Raw genomic sequence first — 22,144 nt, 5'->3', positions numbered from 1 at the left:
CATGAACCAAGCAACCACCATGAGCGCCGCCGTCTGGCACGGCCGCCAGGACATCCGCCTGGAGCGGGTACCGCGTCCGGCGGCGCCGGCGCCGGGCTGGGCCCAGATCAAGGTGCACTGGTGCGGCATCTGCGGCTCCGATCTGCATGAATACCTGGCCGGGCCGGTATTTATTCCCGTCGATGAGCCTCACCCGCTCACCGGCCTCAAGGGGCAGTGCATCCTCGGCCACGAGTTCTGCGGCGAGATAGTGGCCCTGGGCGAGGGCGTCGCGGATTTTGCCGCCGGCGACCGGGTCACCGCCGATGCCTGCCAGCACTGCGGCGAATGCCGCTATTGCCGGGAAGGCAAGATCAACCTGTGCGAGCGGCTGGCCTTCACCGGCCTGATGAACGACGGCGCCTTCGCCGAATACGTCAACGTGCCCGCCAACCTGCTGTACCGACTGCCCGAAGGGTTTCCGCTCGAGGCGGGTGCCCTGATAGAGCCGCTGGCGGTGGGCATGCACGCGGTCCGTCAGGCCGGCGACATCACCGGCAAGACCCTGGTGGTGGTGGGTGCCGGCACCATAGGGCTGTGCACCATCATGTGCGCCCGGGCCGCCGGCGTCGGCCGCATCATCGCCCTGGAGATGTCGCCGGCGCGCAAGCAGAAGGCGCTGGAGGTGGGCGCCAGCCTGGTGCTGGATCCCGCCCACTGCGATGCGGTGGCCGAGGTGAAGGCACTGACCGGCGGTGACGGCGCCGAGCTGTCCATCGAGTGCATCGGCCACAAGCAGACCGCCAAGCTCGCCATCGACGTGCTGCGCAAGGCCGGCCGCTGCGTGCTGGTCGGCATTTTCGAGGAGCCGAGCGAGTTCAATTTCTTCGACATCGTCGCCACCGAGAAGCAGGTGGTCGGCGCCCTGGCCTACAGCGGCGAATTCGCCGAGGTCATCGCCCTCATCGATCAGGGGCGGATGGACGTGACGCCGCTGATCACCGGGCGCATACCGCTCGACCACATCATCGAGCAGGGCTTCGAAGAGCTGGTACACAACAAGGATCGCAACGTGAAGATCATCGTGAGCCCCGGCCGGGCCCACGCCACAGAAGGAGCCGCATCATGACCGCCACCACCAAGGAACGCAAACTGACCATCGCCCGGGCCATGGCCGAGGCCATCGCCCAGGAGATGCGCACCGATCCCACCGTGTTCGTAATGGGCGAGGACATCGGCCCGCTCGGCGGGGTGTTCGGCAACACCCGCGGCCTCTACGACGAATTCGGCCCGGAGCGGGTGCGCGACACCCCCATCTCGGAAACCGCCTTTATCGGCGCCGCCGTGGGGGCGGCCTCCGACGGCATGCGGCCCATCGTCGAGCTGATGTTCGTCGACTTCTTCGGGGTCTGCATGGACGCCATCTACAACCTGATGGCCAAGAACACCTACTTCTCCGGCGGAAAGATCCCGGTGCCCATGGTACTGATGGCCTCCACCGGCGGCGGCTACAGCGACGCCGGCCAGCATTCCCAGTGCCTGCACGCCACCTTCGCCCACCTGCCGGGCATGAAGGTGGTGGCCCCCTCCAACGCTTACGACGCCAAGGGGCTGATGATCGCCGCCATCCGCGACAACAACCCGGTGGTGTTCCTGTTCCACAAGGCGCTGCAGGGCATGGGCTGGCTCGGCACCGAGAAGGACGCCATCGTCCACGTGCCGGAAGAGGCCTACCAGTTGCCCATCGGCCAGGCGGCGGTGGTGCGCGAAGGCAGCGATATCACCATCGTCGGCATCACCTCCGGGGTGCACCACGGCCTGAAGGCGGCCCGCGTCCTGGCGGAGGAGGGCATCAGCGCCGAAGTGGTGGATCTGCGCGCCCTGGTACCGCTGGACAGGGCGACGGTGCTGGCCTCGGTGGCCAAGACCGGCCGGCTGGTGGTGGTGGACGAGGATTACCACAGCTTCGGGCTGAGCGGCGAGATCATCGCCTCCGTCGCCGAGCGGGGGCTGGCCCTGAAGGCCCCGCCCAAACGGGTGGCCTTTCCCGACATACCCATTCCCTTTACCCCGCCGATGGAGCAATGGGCCCTGCCCAACGCGGACAAGGTCGTCCAGGCCTGTCGGCAACTGATGCAGGAGCAGCAAGCATGAGCCACGCCATTATCATCCCCCATGATCTCTGGGAAGAAGCCGACGACGCCGTGATCACCGCCTGGTTGTCGTCCGACGGCGACGCGGTCGAGGCCGGCCAGGTGGTGGCCGAGATCATGGTGCAGAAAATACAGCACGACATCCTGGCCCCGGCGGCCGGCCGCCTGCGTATCCTGAAGGACGCGGACGAAGTGGTCGCCAAGGGCGAACAGATTGCCGCACTGGAGGACGCATTATGACCACGACCGCGCTTTCCGGCATCCGCCGCACCCCGCTCAGGGGCATGCGCGCCATGATCGCCGGCGCCATGCGCAAGAGCCTGGACGAGGCGGCCCAGCTCAGCCACCAGGGGGAGTGCGACGTCACCGCCCTGCTGGAGCACAAGGCGGCCCTGGCCGAGGCGGGCATCCGGGTGTCGCTGGAGGATCTGCTGGCCCACGGCCTGATCCGGGCGCTGCGGCGGCATCCGTTGCTTAACGGCCGGCTGGAGGGCAACGAGATCCTGCATTACGACGCGGTGCATCTGAGCTTTGCCATGGCCCTGAGTGAGACCCAACTGGTGGCCCCGGCGCTGTTCGACGCCGAGCGCCTGAGCCTGACCGAGCTGGCGGCGGCACGCAAGGCGCTGGTGGCGCGGGCCCGGGCCGGCCGGCTGTCGGTGAGCGAAATGACCGGCGGCACCTTCACCCTCACCAACCTGGGCCGCTCACGGGTGCGCTTCTTCACCCCGGTTGTCAACCTGCCGCAGTTGGCCATCCTCGGTATCGGCGAGACCCGGCGGGCGCCGGTGGTCGGTGCCGACGGCGAAACCCGGCTGCGCTCCCTGATGGGGTTGTCGCTCACCTTCGACCACAGGGCGGTGGACGGCGGCCCGGCCGCCGCCTTCTTCGACACCCTGTGCCGGTTGCTGGAAGGAGAACCCGATGAGCCTGCCCAACCCTGATGCCCTGCCCGGCGGCCTGCCGCCGCTGCTGAGCCCGGAGCAGGGGCTGGCCCGGGAGCAGCAACTGCTGGAGGAGGTGGTGCGCGGCGGGCGGGACTACGGCTTCCTGCTCTGGCGCAGCCGCCGCGCCCTGGTGGTGCCCGGCGCCTTAAGCCGGCTGCCGGGCTTCGAACTCGCCGGCCAGCGTCTGGCCCGGCGCGGCTGGCCCCTGGTGCAGCGCCAGACCGGGGGCGATCTCACGGTGCAGAGCCCGCACCTGCTCAACGTGGCCATGGTGTTCACCGTCACCCCGGCTCCCGGGGCCATCGGCCAGGCCTACCGGCGCTTCTGCCGGCCGCTGCTCGCGGCCCTGGCCGAGATGGGCATCGACGCCTACTGCGGTGCCGTGCCCGGGGCTTTCTGCGACGGCGACTACAACCTGGTGGTGGACGGCCGCAAGCTCGCCGGCACCGCCCAACGGTGGCGCAAGGTGCAGGGGCGGGAGGCCCAGGCGGTGCTGGCCCATGCCGCCATCCTCTGCGACGAGGACGAGGGCGAGCTGTGCCGGTTGACCAACGACTTTTACCGCTACTGCCGGCAACCCCGGCGGGTACGGGAAGACCGGCACGTGACCGTCTCCCGCCTGCTGGAGCTGGGCCGCGGCCACAGCGCCATGGCGCTGCTGGGCCGCACCCTGCAGCAGCATCTTTCACGGAGGAATCAAGATGAAGGACAAGCATGAACGGATACCGGTGGCCGAGGTGGAGGCCACTCCTGGCCTGAGCCGGCGGCGCTTTCTGGCCGCGGGCAGCATGGTGGCCCTGGGGATGGGCGCCTTGTCGGCCAGCGGCCTCGAAGCCTCGGACCGGGAAACCCTGGCCCGGGAGTTCACCCTGCTGGGCGCCGAGGCGGGCAACACCCTGCTGGTGCTGGCCCGGGACATTTTTCCCCACGACCATATCGAGGATCGCTACTACCTGCAGGCCCTGGCGCCGCTCGAGGCCCAGGCCGCCGCCGACGCCGAGCTCAGGCAACTGCTGGCCGAGGGCACGACCGCCCTGGATGAGCTGGCCAGGGCCCGCTTCCAGCGGCCCTACGCCGCCATCGAGCGGGAGAGTGATCGCCTGGTGCTGCTCTACCTGATCGAGCACGGTGCCTTTTTCCAGCGGCTGAAAGGTCACCTGGTCACCGGTTTCTACGACAACAAGGAAGTCTGGCCCCTGTTCGGCTACGAGGGCTCGTCCTGGGAGCAGGGCGGCTACCTCAACCGGGGCTTCAACGACATCGACTGGCTGGAGCAGGACGCCTGAGCGGGCGGCCCCGGCCAACAACCATCTCAAGGAGAACACTATGAGCGCGACCTTCTCACTGGACGACGACAGCGTCGTGGTCATCATCGGCTCCGGCGCCGGTGGCGGCACCCTGGCCGATGAACTGACCCAAAAAGGCGTCAAGGTAGTGATCCTCGAAGCGGGCAGGCACTACACCCAGGCCGACTTCGAAAACGACGAATGGGCCATGTTTCACAAGATTTCCTGGCTGGACAAGCGCATTTCCGCCGGCGGCTGGCACCACGCCGAAACCTACCCCAACCTGCCGGCCTGGATAGTGAAAGGGGTGGGGGGCTCGACCATGCACTTCTCCGGCCTGGCCCTGCGCTTCTTGCCCCACGACTTCGAGACCCGCAGCGTCTACGGCGAGGTCAGGGGTGCCAATGTGCTGGACTGGCCCATTGGCTACGACGAGCTGGCCCCCTACTACGACATCGCCGAGCGCAAGATGGGGGTGGCGGGTACCCAGGCCAGCGGCCTGCCGGAGATGCCGCCCAACAACCACTACCAGGTGATCGCCGCCGGCGCCCGCAAGGTGGGCTACAAGGACATCAGCCGGCCGGTGGCCTCCAACACCCGGCCCAACGACGGCCGCCCCGCCTGCCAGCAGATCGGCTTTTGCATGCAGGGCTGCAAGATAGGCGCCAAGTGGTCAACCCTCTACGCCGAGATCCCCCGGGCGCTCAAGACCGGCCTCGCCGAGCTGCGGCCCCAGAGCATGGTGCTGCGCATCGAGCACGACGCCCAGGGCAAGGCCAGTGGCGTGCTCTACGCCGACAAGGACGGCAAGCTGCAACTGCAGAAGGCGCGGGTGGTGTGCGTGGCGGGCAATTCCATCGAATCGCCCCGGCTGCTGCTCAACTCCGCCTCCAGCCTGTTCCCCGACGGCCTGGCCAACTCCTCCGGCCAGGTGGGCCGCAACTACATGACCCACACCACGGCGGCGGCGGTGGCCATCCACAAGGGGCCGGTGCGCATGTACCGGGGCTTCGACATCGCCGCGGTGATCTCGGACGAGGCCGAGCTCAAGCCGGAGCGGGGCTTCCTCGGCGGCTACCACCTGGAAGGCCTGGCCCTGCACCTGCCCTTTACCGCCGCCTTCATGAAGCCGGGCGGCTGGGGCCGGGAAGTGACTTCGGCCCTGGAGCAGTACGACCACATGAGCTGCGTATGGGTCTGTGGCGAGGACATGCCCCAGGAAGAAAACGGCATCAGCCTGCATGCCAGCGAAAAGGATCAGTACGGCCTGCCGGTGCCCGTGGTCACCAAGACCGATCACACCAACGATGCCATCATGCGCCGCCACGGCCTGGCCCAGTGGCGCAAGGTGTCGGAGGCGGTGGGGGCGACCCGGGTTGTCGACATGCCGCCCTATCCGGCCAGCCATAACATGGGCACCAACCGCATGAGCGCCCGGGCCCGGGACGGGGTGGTCAACAAGTGGGGCCAGAGCCACGACGTGGCCAACCTCTTTATCTCCGACGGCAGCCAGTTCACTTCCAGCTCCGCCGCCAACCCGACCCTGACCATCGTCGCGCTGGCGGTGCGCCAGGCCGAATATATCGCCAACGCCATGAACCGGCGGGAACTCTGATCCCGCCCTTAACCAGAAAGGAAGCAAAGATGATGAAACACGGACTGACCGGCACCCTGATCGGGGCCGCCCTGGCCACCCATTTTTCGGCCGCCGCCGATCCCATGCCGGGCATGAAGGGCCTGCAGCACATCGGCGTTACCGTGCCCCAACTGGAGGAGGCGGTCGATTTCTTCGAGCAGGTGCTCGGCTGCGAGCCCTTTTTCACCTTCGGCGAGTTCAGCTTCGAAGACGACTGGATGGCGCGCCACCTGAACGTGCACCCGCGTGCCCGCATCCGCGACTTCCAGATGGTGCGCTGTGGCAACGGCACCAACCTGGAGGTGTTCGAGTACAGCGCCCCGGATCAGAACCGGCGCGGGCCACGCAACAGCGACATCGGCGGCCACCACCTGGCGTTTTATGTGGACGACATGGCCGCCGCCGTGGCCTACCTGCAAGAGCGGGGCGTGCGGGTGCTGGGCGAACCCAGCACCTTCACCGAGGGACCGGCGGCGGGGCTGACCTGGGTCTACTTCCTGGCGCCCTGGGGCCTGCAGCTGGAGCTGGTGAGCGCCCCCGGCGGCATGGCCTACGAGCAGGGGCTGGAGCGCGGACTCTGGGATCCGCGCATGCCGGAGAAATAGTACCGTTTGAGCCGGCCGCCGGGCCGAACCGCTGACAAAGGCCGTCTGATCATCTCGGGGACCTCGGCCAAAGGGCCCAGTCCGCCGACACGCTGTGAATACATCCTTGTACGCCATCCCTGGCATGTGACGGTCGGCGGAGCAGCTCCCTTTGGCCTCCTTTTGGCATAAGTGCTGCGTGTTTAGGCCGGTCATAAGGTTTATCGGCCGCCGGGCTGGCTTGGCTTATTCCAGGCTCTCCCGCAGAAATTCCTGCAACTGCAGCCAGGAGTCCTTGTCCGCTTCCGCGTCGTAGCCGAGCGGCATATTGAACTCGGCGGCCACGCTGTCCGCCTTGGGGTTGGTGAAGGCATGCAGGGCACCCGGGTAGTCCACCAGCAGGTAGTCGGCGCCGGCGGCGTCCATTTCCTGGCGGAAGGCGGCCACCTGCTCCGCCGGCACCAGGGGATCGGCGGCGCCGTTGAACACCGCGATGCGCACCGGGCTGCCGGCGGGCAGGGGATCCGCCAGGGGGGTGAGCGAGCCGTGGAAGCTGGCCACCGCCTTCAGCTCGGCGCCGGCGCGGGCCATGTGCAGCACCACGCCGCCGCCGTAGCAGTAGCCGATGGCGGCAATACGGCCGTCGTCGACCCGTTCTTGGGCGGCCAGCCAGTCCCGGGCGGCGTTGAAGCGCTGTTCCGCCAGGGGCAGAGAGGCGAGGGACGCCTTGGCGAACTCGCCCGCCTCGGACGGGTGTTCGGTGTGCTTGCCGTCCCCGTACATATCCAGGGCCAGGGCGGCATACCCCAGCTCGGCCAGCATTTCGGCCCGTTGGCGCGCATAGTCGTTGTGCCCCCACCACTCGTGCACCACCAGCACCCCGGGCAGGGGCGAGGGCAGGCTGTCGTCGTAGGCGAGGTAGCCCAGGTAGGACTGCCCGTCGAGCCGGTAGCGGATCTCTTCGGTAACCACGGCGGCCTGGGCGGAGGCGCCCAGCACCAGCAGCAGGGGAATGGCCATTGCCTTCATGATGTCGTCTCCCTTTGATGTCGCGTCACTCCCAGTGTAGACCCGCCGGCTTGGGGGTATGGGCCACAGGGTTAATACTTAAGAAGAGAGGTACTGCGGAGGAGGTAACCATCATGGAACTGTCACGGCTGCACAGCGGCATGCTCTGTGCCACCCGAAAAGGCCCGGGTTGGATAATGTCGATCGATGCCGAACACCATAGCTTGCATATGAAGGCCCAGGGGGAAGAGCGGGAGTTCGACGTGGATGTGGATGATATTCTGGATGACCCCCAGGTGCACAACCCGGAAGATATTTACTACTGAGCTTCTGACCCGCTCCGGCGGGTCGTTTTTTACTCCCTTATGCCCCTTCTTCCTGCTCGGTTGTCGCCAGCTGCTGCGCGATGCAGGCGCGGGCCGCCTGCCTGAGCCGCACCGCCGCCGCGAATACGTCCTCGTCCTCCCGCCGTGACGGCAGGGGGGGACCCACTTCCACCTCGAGCGCGCCGTGCCGGGGCCACCAGCATTGCGCGGGCAGTACCGAGCGGCTGCCGCGGATGGCGACCGGCACCACGGGCACGGACGCGCCGGCGGCGGCGAGAAAACCGCCCAGGTGGAAGGGCAACAGCCCCGGGCGGGCGACGAAGGTGCCCTCCGGGAACACCAGCAGGGAGCGGCCGCCCTTGACCAGCTCGGCCATGTGGTTGGCGTCCTCCACGCTGCGCCGCAGCTCGAAGCGTTCGACAAACTCCACCCCCAGTTTCTTCAGGTAGTGACCCGCAACGAACTGGGCGCGCAGCTCCCGCTTGGCGACGAAGGCGTAGGGCCGGGGCAGGGCCGCCACCAGTAACAGGCCATCCAGGTAGCTGGCATGGTTGCACACCAGCACGCAGGGGCCCGTAGGTAGTCGCTCCAGTCCTTCCACCCTGAAGGGAATGCAGGTCAGGCGCAGTAGCAGCCGGGCCGCCCGTCCGCCCAGGCGCCAGGCGGCGGCGGGCTCCCTCGTGGCGAGCGTTGCCAGCCAGGTCGGGGGAACCAGCAGCCCGAGCATCAGGATGGCGTGCAGGGCGAAGGCGGCGCGGGCCAGTTTCCCGCCGAGGCTTTGCCACCAGAGCGCAGCGGTGCCTAACCCTAAGCGCAGCAACTGGACCCAGGCCGTGGGAGCCGATTTGCCGATGCGTCCCTGTTGGTAGAGGCTGCGGCAGGCGGCGCGGCGCACCTTGCCGCTGGAGGTCTTGAGTACCGTATGGGGGGGGGCCAGCACCACCTCGTCGGGCGGCTCGCCCAGCACGGCCAGTACGGCGTTCACCACCTTCTGGCGCAGGCGGTCGAGGGCGCTGCCGTCATCGAGGCGGGTTTCGGCCAGCACCACCAGACGCTCGGTGCCGGTGGCCGGATCCGGGCTGCCGAACACCGCCACCCCGCCCTTGCGGACCCCTTCCACGGCGGCGACCCTGTCCTCGATTTCCTGGGGGTAGAGGTTGCGCCCGCCGCGGATCACCATGTCCTTCACCCGCCCGGTGAGATACACCTCGCCGGCGGCGACATAGGCACGATCGCCGGTGTCGAGCCAACCGTCGTGGAACAGCTTGGCAGTGGCCGCGTTGTTGCGGAAGTAGCCCCGGGTGGCCGAGGGTCCCTTGAACTCCAGCCGGCCCTCGGTGCGTTCGTCCACCTCCTGGCCCGCCTCGTCGACGATGCGGATGGCGTAGCCGGGCAAAGGCGCCCCGCAGGACACGAAGCGCTGGGCGCTAGCATCCCCCTCGCCGGCAGGCAGGGCACGGTGCTCGAGTGCCAGGGGCTCGCGCCGTATGCAATCGATCAGCGGGCCGCGCCCGAGCGGGGGAAACAGCAGGCCGACCGAGGCCTCGGCCAGGCCGTAGACGGGGGTGATGGCTTCCGGTTTGAGGCCGTAGGGCGCGAAACGTGCGGCGAAACGCTGCAGGGTGTCGGGGCTGACCGCCTCGGCGCCGTTGCAGGCCAGCCGCCAACTGCCGAGCTCGAGCCCTTCCAGCGCCGCCGGCTCGATGCGCTTCAGGCAGAGCTCGTAGGCGAAGTTGGGGGCCGCCGAGATGGTGCCGCGATAGCGATGGATGGCCCACAGCCAGCGCTCGGGCTTGGCCAGAAAAGTGAGGGGCGACATCGCCACCAGGGGCAGGCCCACATAGAGGCTACCGAGAAAGGCGCCGATCAGGCCCATGTCGTGGTAGAGCGGCAGCCAGCTGACGAAGACGTCGCGCGGGCTGGCCGCCAGCACCTGCTGCATGGCGCGGATGTTGGCGAGCAGGTTGGCATGGCTCAGCACCACCCCCTTGGGGTTGCCGGTGCTGCCCGAGGTGTACTGGATAAAAGCGGTGTCCTCGCCCCGGATGTCGACCGGACGCAGGGAATCCGCCGGGGCGAGCAACTGCTCGGGGGTCGCCAGCCGGCGCAGCCCCGGCACCCGGGCCTGCAGCAGGCGGCCCACCACCATGGCCTCGGGCACGGTGATCAGCAGCACGGCCTCGGCATTGGCGAGGATGCCGGCATGGCGCAACACATGGTCTTCGAGCTGGGATGCCCGCGCCGGCGGGTAGATGGGTACCGGAATGGCGCCCATCACCAGGATGCCGAAGTAACAATGAAAGTAGGCGAGGGAGGTGGGCAGCATGATGGCCACGGCCTGACCCGGTTCGATGTCCGCCTGTTGCAGCGCGGCCGCCACCGCCCGGCTGCCGGATGCCAGTTCCCCGTAATTGAGCTGTTGCTCGGACTCTTCGGTGATCAGTATGCCCTGTAGCTGTTGCGGATGTGCCTGTACATGCCAGTCGAGTACCTCCAGCAGGGTAGTGGCGGTGGCCAGGGCGCTGGCTTGCGCCTCTTCATCGCCGCTCGGCGGAGTGGGGCCGGTCGCCGTGGCCGGCTCCGGCCGAACCCGCTCCGCCGAGGCGTTCGGTGCCTGCTCGATGGCGAGCAACAGATCCCGTACCGTTTCGGCCCGCTGCAGGGTTTCTGCCGGCAGGCTGATCCCGAAAGCGCGCTCGACGCGCAGCAACAGCTCCATACGGGCCAGGCTGTCGAGGGCGAGATCCCGGTCGAGGGAGCTGTCGAGCCGGGCAGGCGGCATCGCCGGTGCTTCCGGCTGCAGATCGCGCAGGGTATGGTCGACCAGCTCGAGCAGCCTTTGCGCGCGGGAGTCGTCTTGTTGGGATCTGTCGTCTTCGTCTTGCACCGGGTCGCCGTGGCATCCGAGTCCATCCTCTACCAACTATAGCCGTTGGCCGCCGCGGTGGCCCCTGTCGGGGAGCAGCCCGCCGGGCAAGGGCCGTCATCGCCGGCAACCGGATTTATGGGGATGTGGTAACCTTTTGTTTTTGGTACACTATTTCCCTTTCTTTACGCCACCCTAAGCCACCATGCCCGAGCTTCCTCCCGTTATTCCGCTGTTCGACGCGCCCCAGCACCTGGAAGAGGGCAACAGCCTGGTCAACCAACACATCGCCGAGATCACCCTGAACCGGGTGGCGGACGCCGCCTTTGTCTACGAGCACGCCATGGACTGGCTGCTGGAGAGCCGCTACAGCGAGAACAACTACAAGACCTACCGCAGCGAGCTGACCACCTTTCTGCACTGGTGCTTCGACGTGGAGCAGCTGTCACCGGTGATCCTGAACCGGCGCGGCATCCAGCGGTACGTGGACTACTGCCTGGCGCCTCCGGCAGCCTTGACAGCCTACCGTAACGTGGCCCAGTTCGTACTGGACAGGGAATGGGGCGAACGCCGGCCCAATCCCCAGTGGCGGCCGTTCCTGGGCAAAAAAGTGGATGGTGTGCCACAGCCATACCGGCTGAGCGACAAGGCGCTCAAGACCAAGATGGCGGTGCTGTCGTCCTTTTATGCCTATCTCATCAATGAGGAAGTGACCGAGCGCAATCCGGCGGTGATGTGGATGCGCCACAGCCGGTTCGGCACCGGCCCGGCACCGGCCGGCCCCTTGGGCGAGGAAGAAGAGATCCGGGTATTCAGCGATCTGCAGTGGTCCTATGTGATGGATACCGCCGCGAGCCTGGCCGGCGAACAGCCCGAACGGCACGAGCGCACCCTGTTCCTGGTGTCGCTGATGTACGGCTGCTACCTGCGTATTTCCGAGGCTGCGGCCCGGCCCGGTTTTTCACCGGTGATGAGCCAGTTCCGCCGGGACGGCAAGACCGGGATCTGGAGCTTCCACATCCCGATGAGCAAGGGCGGCAAACGGCGGACGGTGGCGGTATCCCGGGAGCTGCTGGAGGCGCTGAAACGCTACCGGAATTACCTGAAACTGCCCCCCTTGCCGGCGCCCAACGAAAACACGCCGCTGTTCGTGCGCCACCGGGCCGCCGGCCGGGGGAGGGAGCAGGGCCTGCTCAACGCCAACCTGGGTATCCGCCAGCTACGTGAGCTGCTCGACGAACTGATGGCCGTTGCCGCCGATGCCGCCGCCGACGACGGTTTCGACCAGGATGCCGCCGAGATGCGCAGCCTCAGGGTGCACAGCATCCGCCATACCGGCATCACCCACGACATCAACTACAACGGTCGGCCGCTGTCTCACGTGCAGGCCGATGCCGGCCACGACAGCATCGACACCACTTCCCAGTACCTGCACACCGGCAAGGTCGAGCGCCATGAAAGCGCCGCCAACAAGCGGCTGGACCGGCTGAAGCCCTGAAATAGGGTCCTGGGAAGTGACAGAAGGAAGCAAGCCGGGCGCGGGATCCTTACATGGATAAAGTGAGAAGGCAGATAGGCGTGGTGTTTAATGAAGAGCAAGCTGCCACTATTCAGTAATCCGGAACAGGAAGAAGAGGTGAACATGACCAATCTGATCGGCGCACTCGAACAGCAGGAGCGGGCCCTGGCATTCAGCAGTTTCGATGAAGAGACGGCCTATCGGCTGGGCACCGTGCTGCGCGAACTGGCGGCGGTGGACAGGGCACCGGTGGTGATCGATATCCGCACCGCCAACCGCCGGCTGTATTTTGCGGCGCTGCCGGGTTCGGCGCCGGACAACGATGAATGGGCACGCCGCAAGGGCAACATGGCGTTGCGCAAGCAGTGTTCGTCACTGCTATGCGGCGAACGGTTGGCGGCGAAAGGCAAGGAAGTCGGGCCCGACATGGGGTTGGATCCGATGGACTACGCCGCCCATGGCGGCAGCTTTCCGGTGCGGGTAGGGGGTGTCGGCGTCGTCGCGGTGATCACCGTATCGGGCCTGCCGGCACGGGACGACCACGAGCTTATCGTCCGGGCCCTGGCATCGTACCTGGACGTGCAGAACATCAGCCTGGATGCGCTGCTGGCAGATTAAGCCCGTTCACAGAAAGACCCAAGGCCCGGCGAACGCCGCGCTGCTTATAGAGCCCGGCGAGCTCCCCCTCTTTGGGTGATCATGCGGCACCGCTCGACCATAGGATGATCCGGCATCAACATCGTCTCTTTAGGGTGCAGGATGAGAGGATTGTCGTCGGCGTTATATTTCGATGTGCGAGCGACGATGACTCGGTCATCACATCGGCTCCGTATCGGGCTGCCAACCGCCACCGAGCGCCTTGAAGGCGGCGACCGCTGCGCGCGCGGCTCCGGTTTGCGCCTGCGCCTGCCCATCGGCGGCGCGCAGCAGGTTTTCATCGGCTTGCAGGACTTCAATCAGGCTGACGAGGCCTTGCTGGTATGCCGCAAAGGAAGCCTCCCGCGCGCGGCCGAGCGAGTCCACGCCTTGCGCGAGTACGGCGGCCTGCTCTTCCCGGTTGACCAGGGCCGAAAGGGCGTTTTCCACCTCCTCGGTGGCCTGCAGCACGGCCAGGCGGTAGGCTGCCAGCAATTCGGCTTCCAGGCCCCTGGCCTGGTCGATCTGCGCGTTGATGCGGCCGAAATCAAACAGGCGCCAGCGCAGGCCCAGTATGCCGGCGGCCTGGCCGGCATCGCCGGTGAACAGGTTGCCGCCTGACACCGAGGTCGCGCTGCCGAGCAGTCCGCTCAGGGATAGCTTGGGGTAATACTCGGCGATGGCACCGCCGATATGGGCGTTCGCCGCGGCCAGGCGCCGCTCGGCCACGATCAGGTCGGGTCGGCGTCTGAGTAGATCGCCCGGCGTTTCCACCGCGGCGATCTCCGGCGCCGCCGGAATGGGATGGACATCTGCCAGCTCTGCCCGGTGCGTCCCGGGCGGCGTGCCCAGCATCAGGTCCAGGGCGTTCATGGCCGCGTCCAAACCCGCTTCGAGGGCCGGGACCGAGGCCCGGACCCGGGCAAGCGCGCCTTCGACCTGCCGGACTTGCAGTTCGGCGGCCAGCCCCTCGCCATACAGAAGGTTGATGGTTGACAGCAGTTCCTGCTGCGTTTGCACCTGCCAGCGTGCAACGTCGAGGCGGGTTTGCAGCCCGCGGATGCCGAGGTAGATGTCGGCGGTTTGCGCCGCCACCGCCAGCCGTGTCGCGGCCGCGCCGGCTTCCGACGCCTGGTACTCGGCCAGGGCCGCCTCCCGCCCGCGACGCAGGCCACCGAACAGATCCAGCTCCCAGCTCGCGCCGAGATTGGCCTCGTAAGTATTGCCGTAGCGGTCGGCATCGGGCGCCGAGTTCAAGACTTGTCCCAAGGGGGTTTCTACGGATTGATAGGCTCTGGCTGCCTGGCCGCTGACGTTGCCGGAAGGCAGCAAGTCGGCATTCGCCGCTCCGAGTCCGGCGCGGGCCTGTGCGACGCGGGCGGACGCCTGCGCGAGATCGAGATTCTGCGCCAGCGCCAGCGTCACGAATCGGGTCAGTTGCGGATCGCCGAAGCCCGTCCACCATGCCAGCATGTCGGTACCGGCGCCGGTGTGCCGTTGCTCCACTGCCGTCTGACCCAGATACCGTTCCGGCATGGGCATGTCGGGCCTGACGTAATCGGGGCCGACGGTGCAACCGGCAGAAAGGCCGGCAATGATAAGCATGGCAAGGGGGTGTTTTGGCAGCATAATATGTTCCGGAATAAAAGATGTGGATCCTGAGTTTTGTGACTAAAATACAACATGGTCACTTGTTGTCAATCTCCAAAACTGGCGGTAAACTCCAAACCATGAGCAAAACAAACACTTATCCCGTTTCGGCCCGCGGCCCGATGACTCACGACGTTCGAGATCAGATCGTGGCCGCCGCCACCGAGCACTTCCGTCGCTATGGCTACGAGAAGACGACCGTCTCCGATCTCGCCAAAGCCATCGGCTTTTCCAAGGCCTACATCTACAAGTTCTTCGTGTCCAAGCAGGCCATCGGCGAGATGATTTGCGCGAACTGCCTGCGCGAGATCGAAACCGAGATCAGGGCGGCCGTCGACGAGGCCGATCGGCCGCCGGAGAAGCTACGGCGGATGTTCAAGGCCATCGTCGAAGCGAGCCTTCGCCTGTTTTTCCAGGATCGCAATCTCTACGAAATCGCAGCCGCGGCGGCCACCGACCGCTGGCCGGCCGCGCGTGTCTATGAGGAACGTATACAGCAGTTGCTGCAGGACATCCTGCAGGAAGGGCGGCAGACGGGGGACTTCGAGCGCAAGACCCCCCTCGATGAAGTCACGATGTCGATCTACCTGGTCATGCGACCCTACCTCAACCCGCTGCTCCTGCAGCACAGCTTCGATCATACCGACGACGCGCCGGCCCAGTTGTCCGGCCTGGTGCTGCGCAGCCTGTCGCCATGATACACCAAGGTGATTTGTGACTATTGACTAATTTGGTCACTGGTATCATAGTGGGAGCCCTGACTGGTTTACCAAGGGGACTCCCATGCTTCGTCGCCGTTTCATTTCATCCACCGCCATCTGTGCATTACCGCTTGCCTTGGCCGCCTGCGGCGAAAAAGCGCCGCCGGATCCGCGCACCGAAGCGCCACTGGTTCGTGCCGCCTCCGTCCAGCAAGCCACCTCCGCATCACGCTCTTTCACCGGGACCGTAGCCGCCCGGGTCCAGAGCAACCTGGGTTTTCGCGTTTCCGGCAAGGTGCTGGAGCGGCTGGTGGATACCGGGCAGAGCGTCCGGCGCGGCCAGCCACTGATGCGCATCGACCCCGTCGATCTGAAGCTCGCGGCCCATGCCCAGCAGGAAGCGGTTGCCGCCGCGCGCGCCCTGGCGACACAAACGGCCGAGGATGAAGCCCGCTACCGCAACCTTCGTGGCACCGGCGCCATATCGGCTTCGGCCTACGACCAGGCCAAGGCGGCGGCGGACGCCGCCAGGGCGCAACTCAAGGCGGCCGAGGCCCAAGCCGAAGTGGCCCTCAACGCGACCCGCTATGCCGAGCTGGTGGCCGATGCCGATGGCGTGGTCATGGAAACGCTGGTCGAACCCGGCCAGGTCGTGGGCGCCGGCCAGGCCGTGGTGCGCCTGGCCCATGCCGGACCGCGCGAAGCCGTCATCCAGTTGCCGGAAACCCTGCGTCCCGCGGTCGGCTCGAGCGGGCAGGCCAAGCTCTTCGGCACAGAAAGTCGTAGTGTTCCTACCCAACTCAGGCAGCTCTCGGATACGGCGGACCGACTGACCCGTACCTTCGAGGCGCGCTATGTGCTGGAGGGGGAACTGGCCAAGGCGCCGTTGGGCACCACCGTCACCATCCAGATCCCGGATGAACATCCGTCCGCACAGCATGGCCTGCAGGTGCCGATCGGCGCCTTATTCGACCCGGGCAAGGGGCCGGGAGTCTGGGTTATAGAGGGCGAGCCGGCAACGGTTTCCTGGCGTCCGGTCAGGGTCCAGCGCCTGGATGAGGATGGCGCCCTCATCGCCGGCGAACTCGAGGACGGCGACCGGATCGTCGCGCTCGGCGCCCACCTGTTGCGCGAAGGCGAGCAGGTGCGGGTGGCCGGCCAGGCCGCGGCCGTTGCGACCGCAGGAGTACACCCATGAGCGAGGGCCGTTTCAACCTGTCGGCGCTCGCGGTACGCGAGCGCGCCATCAGTCTGTTCCTGATCTGCCTGATCTCATTGGCTGGCGTTGTTTCGTTCTTCAAGTTGGGGAGGGCGGAAGACCCGGCCTTTACCATCAAGGTAATGACCATAGTGACCGCTTGGCCCGGCGCGACCGCACAAGAAATGCAGGACCAGGTCGCCGAGAAGATCGAAAAGCGCCTGCAGGAGCTGCGCTGGTATGACCGGACCGAAACCTACACCAGACCCGGTCTGGCCTTTACCACCTTGACCCTGCTCGACAGTACGCCGCGTTCGGAAGTTCAAGAGCAGTTCTACCAGGCCCGCAAGAAAGTCGGCGACGAGGCCATCAACCTTCCGGCGGGCGTGATCGGGCCCATGGTCAACGACGAATACGCGGACGTCACCTTTGCATTGTTTGCGCTCAAGGCCAACGGCGAGCCGCAGCGCCTGCTGGTACGCGACGCGGAGACGCTGCGCCAGCGGCTGCTGCACGTGCCGGGGGTGAAGAAGGTCAATATCGTCGGCGAGCAGTCCGAGCGCATTTATGTGGAGTTCTCCCATGAGCGCCTGGCAACCCTGGGCGTCAGCCCGCAGGAGGTGTTTGCCGCGCTCAATAACCAGAATGCCCTGACCCCGGCCGGTTCGGTGGAAACCCGGGGGCCGCAGGTGTTTATCCGCCTGGACGGCGCTTTCGACGAATTGCAACAGATCCGTGATACGCCGGTGGTGGCGCAAGGCCGCACCCTGACGTTGTCGGATATCGCCACCGTCAAGCGCGGCTATGAAGACCCGTCGACTTTCCTGGTCCGCAACGGCGGCGAACCGGCCCTGCTGCTGGGCATTATCATGCGCGAAGGCTGGAACGGGCTCGACCTGGGCAAGGCGCTGGATGCCGAAGTCACAGCAGTCAACGCCGAGCTGCCGCTGGGCATGAGCCTGACCAAGGTCACGGATCAGGCGGTCAACATCAGCGCCTCGGTCGATGAGTTCATGGTCAAGTTTTTCGCCGCGCTGCTGGTGGTGATGCTGGTGAGCTTCTTGAGCATGGGTTGGCGCGCGGGCCTGGTGGTCGCCGCGGCCGTACCGCTGACTCTGGCGGTGGTCTTTCTGGTGATGCTCGCCACCGGCAAGAACTTCGATCGCATCACTCTGGGCTCCCTTATCCTGGCGCTGGGCCTGCTGGTGGACGACGCCATCATCGCCATCGAGATGATGGTGGTGAAGATGGAAGAGGGCTTCAGTCGCGCCGCCGCCGCCGCCTATGCCTGGAGCCATACCGCCGCACCGATGCTGTCGGGCACGCTGGTGACGGCCGTCGGCTTCATGCCCAACGGTTTTGCCCGCTCCACCGCGGGCGAATACACCAGCAACATGTTCTGGATCGTCGGCATCGCCCTGATCGCGTCCTGGGTGGTGGCCGTGGTGTTCACGCCCTACCTGGGCGTCAAACTGCTGCCCGACTTCAAACAGGTCGAGGGTGGCCACGCTGCGCTCTACGACACGCCGCGCTACAACCGCCTGCGCCAGTTGCTGACCCGTATTATCGCCCGCAAGTGGCTGGTCGCCGGCTCGGTGGTGGGCCTTTTCGTCCTGGCCATCCTCGGCATGGACGTCGTCAAGAAGCAATTCTTCCCGATCTCCGACCGTCCCGAGGTGCTGGTCGAGGTACAGCTGCCCTATGGCTCTTCGATTGCGCAGACCAGCGCCGCCACGGCCAAGGTGGAAGCCTGGCTGGCCGAACAGGAAGAGGCCGAGATCGTCACCGCCTACATCGGCCAGGGCGCGCCTCGCTTCTTCCTGGCGATGGGGCCGGAGATGCCCGATCCGTCGTTCGCCAAAATAGTGATCCGCACCGACAGCCAGGATGCGCGAGAAGCCTTGAAACACCGGTTGCGCCGGGCGATCGCCGATGGCCTGGCCCCCGAGGCGCAGGTGCGCGTCACCCAACTGGTGTTTGGCCCCTACTCGCCGTTTCCGGTCGCCTATCGGGTCACCGGCCCGAACCCGGACACCCTGCGCGACATCGCCGCCGAGGTGCAGCAGGTCCTGAATGCCAGCCCGATGATGCGCACGGTCAACACCGACTGGGGCACACGCACGCCCACGCTGCACTTTACCTTGCAGCAGGATCGGCTGCAGGCCGTGGGGCTGACCTCCAGCGCCGTGGCGCAGCAGCTGCAATTCCTGCTGACCGGGGTGCCGGTCACCGCCGTGCGCGAGGATATTCGCACCGTGCAGGTGGTCGCGCGTTCTGCCGGTGACACCCGGTTCGACCCGGCCAGAATTACCGACTTTACCCTGGCCGGCGCCAATGGCCAACGCATCCCGCTGTCGCAGGTAGGGGAGGTCGAGGTGCGCATGGAAGAACCGGTTATGCGCCGGCGCGATCGCATGCCAACGATTACCGTGCGCGGCGACATCGCCGAAAATTTGCAGCCGCCGGATGTGTCTGCCGTCATCACCCGTCAGCTCCGGCCCATTATGGACAAACTGCCGGGCGGTTATCGCATCGAAGAAGCCGGCTCTATCGAGGAATCGGGCAAAGCGATGAGCGCCATGCTGCCGCTGTTCCCGATCATGCTGGCGATCACCCTGCTCATCATCATCCTTCAGGTGCGCTCGAACGCCGCTATGGCCATGGTGTTCCTGACCGCGCCCCTGGGGCTGATCGGCGTGGTGCCCACCCTGTTGCTGTTCCAGCAGCCGTTCGGCATCAATGCGCTGGTCGGCCTGATAGCACTGGCCGGGATCCTGATGCGCAACACCCTGATCCTGATCGGGCAGATCGAGCACAACAAGCAGGAGGGACTGAACCCGTTCCGGTCGGTGGTCGAGGCCACAGTGCAGCGCGCCCGGCCGGTGATCCTGACCGCATTGGCGGCGATCCTGGCCTTCATTCCGCTGACCCAGTCGGTGTTCTGGGGGGCCTTGGCCTATACGCTGATCGGCGGCACCTTTGCCGGGACTGTGCTTACGTTGGTGTTTCTGCCGGCCATGTATTCCATCTGGTTCAGGATCAGGCCCGGCGACGGTGCCTGAGCTGCGTGTTATTCCGTTTACCTGTTTATTATTTACCGTTTTATTAAAGAGAGGTTGTTATGTCGAACTCAAAAGTTGTTGTTGTTACCGGTGTATCATCAGGTATCGGACGAGCCGCCGCAGTGAAGTTTGCCGCCCAGAGTTGCCGGGTATTCGGCACAGTGCGCAACAGGGCAACAGCACAGCCAATAGTCGGAGTTGAGCTGGTCGAGATGGATATCCGTGACGAAGCGTCGGTTCAAGATGGGATCCAGGCCATCATGGCTCAGGCCAAGCGTATCGACGTGCTGGTCAACAGTGCAGGCGTGACCCTGCTCGGCGCGACGGAAGAAACGTCGATTGCCGAAGCGGCATCGCTGTTCGATACCAACGTTTTTGGTATCTTGCGCACCACACAGGCGGTACTGCCGCACATGCGCGAGCAAGGTTCTGGTCGCATCGTCAACATCAGCTCGGTGCTGGGCTTTCTTCCGGCGCCGTACATGGGGCTCTATTCGGCGTCCAAGCATGCGGTGGAGGGACTGTCCGAGACCCTGGATCACGAGGTGCGCAAATTCGGTGTTCGTATAGCGCTGGTCGAACCTTCCTTCACCAACACCAACCTGGATATCAATGCGCCCCAGGCGGCCGCCAAGATCCCGGCCTACGACACCGAGCGCGGTGTCGTTTCCCAGGCCATTCAAAAAAATGTCCATAAAGCGCCGGATCCCGATGGGGTCGCCACCACCGTTGTCGATGCCGCTTTGGGGACGTGGAAAATGCGGCGCACGCCCAAAGGCGAGGCCTCCCTTCTGCGCAAACTGCGCCGCTTCATGCCCGCCGGCCCCGTCGATGCAGGCTTGAGAAAAACATTCGGACTCGCCTGAGATCCTCCCAGGTCGCGGCCAGGCTAGAGTGTAATAGGGGCTGGAGCGGAGGCCGCGATTACTTCGACCCAATCCAGTACCGGCCATCCGCCGGGGGCCGCGGGCGGCATTGAAGCCATTGTCACCATACGGACGCTGCGCGATCAGGTGGTTCCGTCCACACTGAACCTCATCAACCCATGCTTGACGTCAGCCAACTCCGGGGTGGGGCATCTTCCCGGTTGCAATCCGCTCAGGTGGAGCCTGGTACCGCCAGCCTGAACAGGGCAGGGGAGCTATTGGTCTATTACGGCCCCGCAGGATATTGCCATGTTACCGCTGAAGGATACCCAGGTGGACAAGGTGCTGGCCAAGAACTATGTGTTCAGGGTGGAGATCATCTAGCAGCAACGACTCCGGCATGGCGGTGGGCCAAGCCGGAGCCCGGCCGGTTTGGTATCTAGATAGGGACCCGAGGATAGGGCAACCAGAAGGAACGTGTGTGGCCCAAGCTGGAGTCGTTGGTGTTTCGTCAAGACCGATACCGGGGTGAACAACAGCCCGACGCTCATCATAAGAATCTCATTATGTTGCTTATTATTAGATGGTTTAATGCCGATAATGCAGTTTATCGGCATTTCCTTTTTTCAAAATGAAACGTCGGCGGATCCAGTTAGAGCGTTATGGTGAGTTTGCTTTTGCCCGGAGCGGGGAACAGGCCCCGCTGTCCGGGCTAGATGAACAACTATATTGTTGCGGGTCCGCTGATCAGTACGAATCCCCGCTGTCGGGTGCACCTTCCGGCGGCTGTGTCATCGGTGGCTCGCCCGGCCGTGCCTCCTCCGACTGGGTCATCGGATCCTCAACCGGCGGTTCTTCCGGTATCGACTCGAAGGCGGATAATTCGCTAAGGGACCGGTCTGCCGGTTCGAGTTCGATGAAGGATTCAGGCGTATAATCCTCCCGTGTTTCCAGTTCCTCCTGAGAGGAACCGATCTGCAAACGGTCTTCGTTCAGTTCCAGCTCGTCGACCAGCACTGCGACCTCCTTGGCACCGATGCCCAGTATGCCGCCCGACGAGATTACCACCTGGATATTGGCATCTTCCTTGCTGCGGACAATGGCTGTTACCTTACCGACCTTATGTCCCGTCGGATCCACAACGTCCATTTGTTTCAGTTCGGCTGGCGTCAGGTCGTAGACGGGGTTATCACCGGATACCAGCTGCGGCTCCTCGCTGTCCATCTCCGGAGATTGCTCAGCCGGAGCCTGGGCCGGCTCCATCGGGGTCAGGTCGTCGCTACCGGTACCGAGCTGCGGATCGGTCATCTGAACCGGTTCGGGATCGGTCGTATCGGCGGCCCAACCTGGCAGGGCCATAACGGAGGCCATAGCGGCAGCCAGCAGTGTGGTCTGAAATTGGCGTTTCATAGCATCCTCCTGGTGGGGTTGGTTTGTGTCACTGCCCAGGGCAGTCGACAGCCAAGGTTACTCGACTGGTATCAAGCGAAAATCGTACCAGCGGGCCAGGAATACGTACCGCCAAATCCAGAAATACTCTGGCGATCAATGTTTAATTAATTGATTATATTGGAATAACTTCTTTCATTCCGGATTGCTACGGGCAACGTTCGGCGGAACCTGGCCGGCGCCAACGGCTGTAGGGATCGCTGGAGAGACTGTCTCTCACTGGCGACAGAGCAGGGGCAGTAAAATCAATCAGTTGCTTCGGCTGTCTGTGAAATATA

20 protein-coding genes are annotated in these 22,144 nt (G+C 65.3%); 16 read left to right on the top strand and 4 right to left on the bottom strand.

Features of this window, described 5'->3' with window-relative positions; all coding sequences use genetic code 11:
- Position 1: 1 nt before the first annotated feature.
- The 8 genes from ACEVBK_RS10205 to ACEVBK_RS10170 are packed head-to-tail and all read left to right on the top strand — an operon-like array spanning position 2 to position 6,606.
- Positions 2–1,108 carry a 2,3-butanediol dehydrogenase gene (locus ACEVBK_RS10205; RefSeq protein ID WP_375054849.1) on the top strand — a complete coding sequence of 369 codons (1,107 nt, stop codon included), beginning with the start codon at positions 2–4 and terminating at the stop codon, positions 1,106–1,108.
- The gene (locus ACEVBK_RS10200) at positions 1,105–2,133 is read left to right on the top strand and encodes an alpha-ketoacid dehydrogenase subunit beta (protein ID WP_375058485.1); all 1,029 of its coding nucleotides are present in this window, start codon (positions 1,105–1,107) and stop codon (positions 2,131–2,133) included. The genes ACEVBK_RS10205 and ACEVBK_RS10200 overlap by 4 nt, the downstream gene beginning before the upstream one ends.
- The gene (locus ACEVBK_RS10195; protein WP_375058484.1) at positions 2,130–2,372 is read left to right on the top strand and encodes a biotin/lipoyl-containing protein; all 243 of its coding nucleotides are present in this window, start codon (positions 2,130–2,132) and stop codon (positions 2,370–2,372) included. Before ACEVBK_RS10200 ends, ACEVBK_RS10195 begins: the two co-directional genes overlap by 4 nt.
- A complete protein-coding gene (locus ACEVBK_RS10190) occupies positions 2,369–3,076 on the top strand; it encodes a 2-oxo acid dehydrogenase subunit E2 (protein ID WP_375058483.1) in 708 nt (235 codons plus the stop codon). The genes ACEVBK_RS10195 and ACEVBK_RS10190 overlap by 4 nt, the downstream gene beginning before the upstream one ends.
- A complete protein-coding gene (locus tag ACEVBK_RS10185; protein WP_375058482.1) occupies positions 3,057–3,797 on the top strand; it encodes a biotin/lipoate A/B protein ligase family protein in 741 nt (246 codons plus the stop codon). Before ACEVBK_RS10190 ends, ACEVBK_RS10185 begins: the two co-directional genes overlap by 20 nt.
- Complete coding sequence (locus tag ACEVBK_RS10180; protein ID WP_375058481.1) at positions 3,781–4,365, top strand: hypothetical protein; 585 nt, start codon at positions 3,781–3,783, stop codon at positions 4,363–4,365. Before ACEVBK_RS10185 ends, ACEVBK_RS10180 begins: the two co-directional genes overlap by 17 nt.
- A 40-nt stretch (positions 4,366–4,405) precedes the next feature.
- Positions 4,406–5,980 carry a GMC family oxidoreductase gene (locus tag ACEVBK_RS10175; protein WP_375058480.1) on the top strand — a complete coding sequence of 525 codons (1,575 nt, stop codon included), beginning with the start codon at positions 4,406–4,408 and terminating at the stop codon, positions 5,978–5,980.
- 29 nt (positions 5,981–6,009) lie between these two features.
- Entirely contained in the window at positions 6,010–6,606 is a 597-nt protein-coding gene (locus tag ACEVBK_RS10170; RefSeq protein WP_375058479.1) for a VOC family protein, read from the top strand.
- A gap of 225 nt (positions 6,607–6,831) precedes the next feature.
- On the opposite strand, the gene ACEVBK_RS10165 is transcribed toward ACEVBK_RS10170, so the two are convergent.
- Entirely contained in the window at positions 6,832–7,614 is a 783-nt protein-coding gene (locus ACEVBK_RS10165; protein ID WP_375058478.1) for a dienelactone hydrolase family protein, read from the bottom strand.
- Between the two features lie 113 nt (positions 7,615–7,727).
- Here ACEVBK_RS10165 and ACEVBK_RS10160 point away from each other — a divergent pair, with 113 nt between their 5' ends.
- The gene (locus ACEVBK_RS10160) at positions 7,728–7,919 is read left to right on the top strand and encodes a hypothetical protein (protein ID WP_375058477.1); all 192 of its coding nucleotides are present in this window, start codon (positions 7,728–7,730) and stop codon (positions 7,917–7,919) included.
- 37 nt (positions 7,920–7,956) lie between these two features.
- Here the strand turns inward: ACEVBK_RS10160 and ACEVBK_RS10155 are convergent, their stop codons facing one another.
- On the bottom strand, positions 7,957–10,806 hold the full coding sequence (locus ACEVBK_RS10155) for an AMP-binding protein (RefSeq protein WP_375058476.1): 2,850 nt from the start codon (positions 10,804–10,806) through the stop codon (positions 7,957–7,959).
- A gap of 184 nt (positions 10,807–10,990) precedes the next feature.
- Between ACEVBK_RS10155 and ACEVBK_RS10150 the strand changes: the two genes are divergently transcribed.
- Both ACEVBK_RS10150 and ACEVBK_RS10145 read left to right on the top strand, forming a co-directional pair.
- Positions 10,991–12,283, top strand: a complete 1,293-nt coding sequence (locus tag ACEVBK_RS10150) for a tyrosine-type recombinase/integrase (protein WP_375058475.1) — start codon at positions 10,991–10,993, stop codon at positions 12,281–12,283.
- Positions 12,284–12,427: 144 nt separating this feature from the next.
- A complete protein-coding gene (locus ACEVBK_RS10145) occupies positions 12,428–12,922 on the top strand; it encodes a heme-degrading domain-containing protein (RefSeq protein ID WP_375058542.1) in 495 nt (164 codons plus the stop codon).
- 198 nt (positions 12,923–13,120) lie between these two features.
- On the opposite strand, the gene ACEVBK_RS10140 is transcribed toward ACEVBK_RS10145, so the two are convergent.
- Positions 13,121–14,569, bottom strand: coding sequence for an efflux transporter outer membrane subunit (locus tag ACEVBK_RS10140; protein ID WP_375058474.1), 1,449 nt, complete (start codon positions 14,567–14,569; stop codon positions 13,121–13,123).
- Positions 14,570–14,589: 20 nt separating this feature from the next.
- Here ACEVBK_RS10140 and ACEVBK_RS10135 point away from each other — a divergent pair, with 20 nt between their 5' ends.
- The 5 genes from ACEVBK_RS10135 to ACEVBK_RS10115 all read left to right on the top strand — a co-directional run bounded on the left by ACEVBK_RS10135 (position 14,590) and on the right by ACEVBK_RS10115 (position 20,678).
- Positions 14,590–15,288 carry a TetR/AcrR family transcriptional regulator gene (locus tag ACEVBK_RS10135; protein WP_375058473.1) on the top strand — a complete coding sequence of 233 codons (699 nt, stop codon included), beginning with the start codon at positions 14,590–14,592 and terminating at the stop codon, positions 15,286–15,288.
- Positions 15,289–15,373: 85 nt separating this feature from the next.
- Positions 15,374–16,489 carry an efflux RND transporter periplasmic adaptor subunit gene (locus ACEVBK_RS10130; RefSeq protein ID WP_375058472.1) on the top strand — a complete coding sequence of 372 codons (1,116 nt, stop codon included), beginning with the start codon at positions 15,374–15,376 and terminating at the stop codon, positions 16,487–16,489.
- Positions 16,486–19,551 (top strand): efflux RND transporter permease subunit, encoded by a 3,066-nt coding sequence (locus ACEVBK_RS10125; protein ID WP_375058471.1) that lies wholly within the window; start codon positions 16,486–16,488, stop codon positions 19,549–19,551. Before ACEVBK_RS10130 ends, ACEVBK_RS10125 begins: the two co-directional genes overlap by 4 nt.
- Before the next feature lie 59 nt (positions 19,552–19,610).
- The gene (locus ACEVBK_RS10120; protein WP_375058470.1) at positions 19,611–20,417 is read left to right on the top strand and encodes an oxidoreductase; all 807 of its coding nucleotides are present in this window, start codon (positions 19,611–19,613) and stop codon (positions 20,415–20,417) included.
- Between the two features lie 33 nt (positions 20,418–20,450).
- Positions 20,451–20,678 (top strand): hypothetical protein, encoded by a 228-nt coding sequence (locus ACEVBK_RS10115; protein WP_375058541.1) that lies wholly within the window; start codon positions 20,451–20,453, stop codon positions 20,676–20,678.
- A gap of 486 nt (positions 20,679–21,164) precedes the next feature.
- Here the strand turns inward: ACEVBK_RS10115 and ACEVBK_RS10110 are convergent, their stop codons facing one another.
- Positions 21,165–21,827, bottom strand: coding sequence for a PRC-barrel domain-containing protein (locus ACEVBK_RS10110; RefSeq protein WP_375058469.1), 663 nt, complete (start codon positions 21,825–21,827; stop codon positions 21,165–21,167).
- Positions 21,828–22,144 lie beyond the last annotated feature (317 nt).

Origin of the sequence: Zobellella sp. DQSA1, from assembly GCF_041950555.1 — a bacterium.
In the GTDB taxonomy this organism is placed as follows: domain Bacteria; phylum Pseudomonadota; class Gammaproteobacteria; order Enterobacterales; family Aeromonadaceae; genus Oceanimonas.
This window is presented reverse-complemented; position numbering and strand designations above follow the sequence as displayed.

What these genes read in the sequence shown, in the direction of transcription:
- ACEVBK_RS10205 (WP_375054849.1), top strand. Translation starts at nt 2, where the DNA reads ATGAACCAAGCAACCACCATGAGCGCCGCCGTCTGGCACGGCCGCCAG.
- ACEVBK_RS10200 (WP_375058485.1), top strand. Translation starts at nt 1,105, where the DNA reads ATGACCGCCACCACCAAGGAACGCAAACTGACCATCGCCCGGGCCATG.
- ACEVBK_RS10195 (WP_375058484.1), top strand. Translation starts at nt 2,130, where the DNA reads ATGAGCCACGCCATTATCATCCCCCATGATCTCTGGGAAGAAGCCGAC.
- ACEVBK_RS10190 (WP_375058483.1), top strand. Translation starts at nt 2,369, where the DNA reads ATGACCACGACCGCGCTTTCCGGCATCCGCCGCACCCCGCTCAGGGGC.
- ACEVBK_RS10185 (WP_375058482.1), top strand. Translation starts at nt 3,057, where the DNA reads ATGAGCCTGCCCAACCCTGATGCCCTGCCCGGCGGCCTGCCGCCGCTG.
- ACEVBK_RS10180 (WP_375058481.1), top strand. Translation starts at nt 3,781, where the DNA reads ATGAAGGACAAGCATGAACGGATACCGGTGGCCGAGGTGGAGGCCACT.
- ACEVBK_RS10175 (WP_375058480.1), top strand. Translation starts at nt 4,406, where the DNA reads ATGAGCGCGACCTTCTCACTGGACGACGACAGCGTCGTGGTCATCATC.
- ACEVBK_RS10170 (WP_375058479.1), top strand. Translation starts at nt 6,010, where the DNA reads ATGATGAAACACGGACTGACCGGCACCCTGATCGGGGCCGCCCTGGCC.
- ACEVBK_RS10165 (WP_375058478.1), bottom strand. Translation starts at nt 7,614, where the DNA reads ATGAAGGCAATGGCCATTCCCCTGCTGCTGGTGCTGGGCGCCTCCGCC.
- ACEVBK_RS10160 (WP_375058477.1), top strand. Translation starts at nt 7,728, where the DNA reads ATGGAACTGTCACGGCTGCACAGCGGCATGCTCTGTGCCACCCGAAAA.
- ACEVBK_RS10150 (WP_375058475.1), top strand. Translation starts at nt 10,991, where the DNA reads ATGCCCGAGCTTCCTCCCGTTATTCCGCTGTTCGACGCGCCCCAGCAC.
- ACEVBK_RS10145 (WP_375058542.1), top strand. Translation starts at nt 12,428, where the DNA reads ATGACCAATCTGATCGGCGCACTCGAACAGCAGGAGCGGGCCCTGGCA.
- ACEVBK_RS10140 (WP_375058474.1), bottom strand. Translation starts at nt 14,569, where the DNA reads ATGCTGCCAAAACACCCCCTTGCCATGCTTATCATTGCCGGCCTTTCT.
- ACEVBK_RS10135 (WP_375058473.1), top strand. Translation starts at nt 14,590, where the DNA reads ATGTGGATCCTGAGTTTTGTGACTAAAATACAACATGGTCACTTGTTG.
- ACEVBK_RS10130 (WP_375058472.1), top strand. Translation starts at nt 15,374, where the DNA reads ATGCTTCGTCGCCGTTTCATTTCATCCACCGCCATCTGTGCATTACCG.
- ACEVBK_RS10125 (WP_375058471.1), top strand. Translation starts at nt 16,486, where the DNA reads ATGAGCGAGGGCCGTTTCAACCTGTCGGCGCTCGCGGTACGCGAGCGC.
- ACEVBK_RS10120 (WP_375058470.1), top strand. Translation starts at nt 19,611, where the DNA reads ATGTCGAACTCAAAAGTTGTTGTTGTTACCGGTGTATCATCAGGTATC.
- ACEVBK_RS10110 (WP_375058469.1), bottom strand. Translation starts at nt 21,827, where the DNA reads ATGAAACGCCAATTTCAGACCACACTGCTGGCTGCCGCTATGGCCTCC.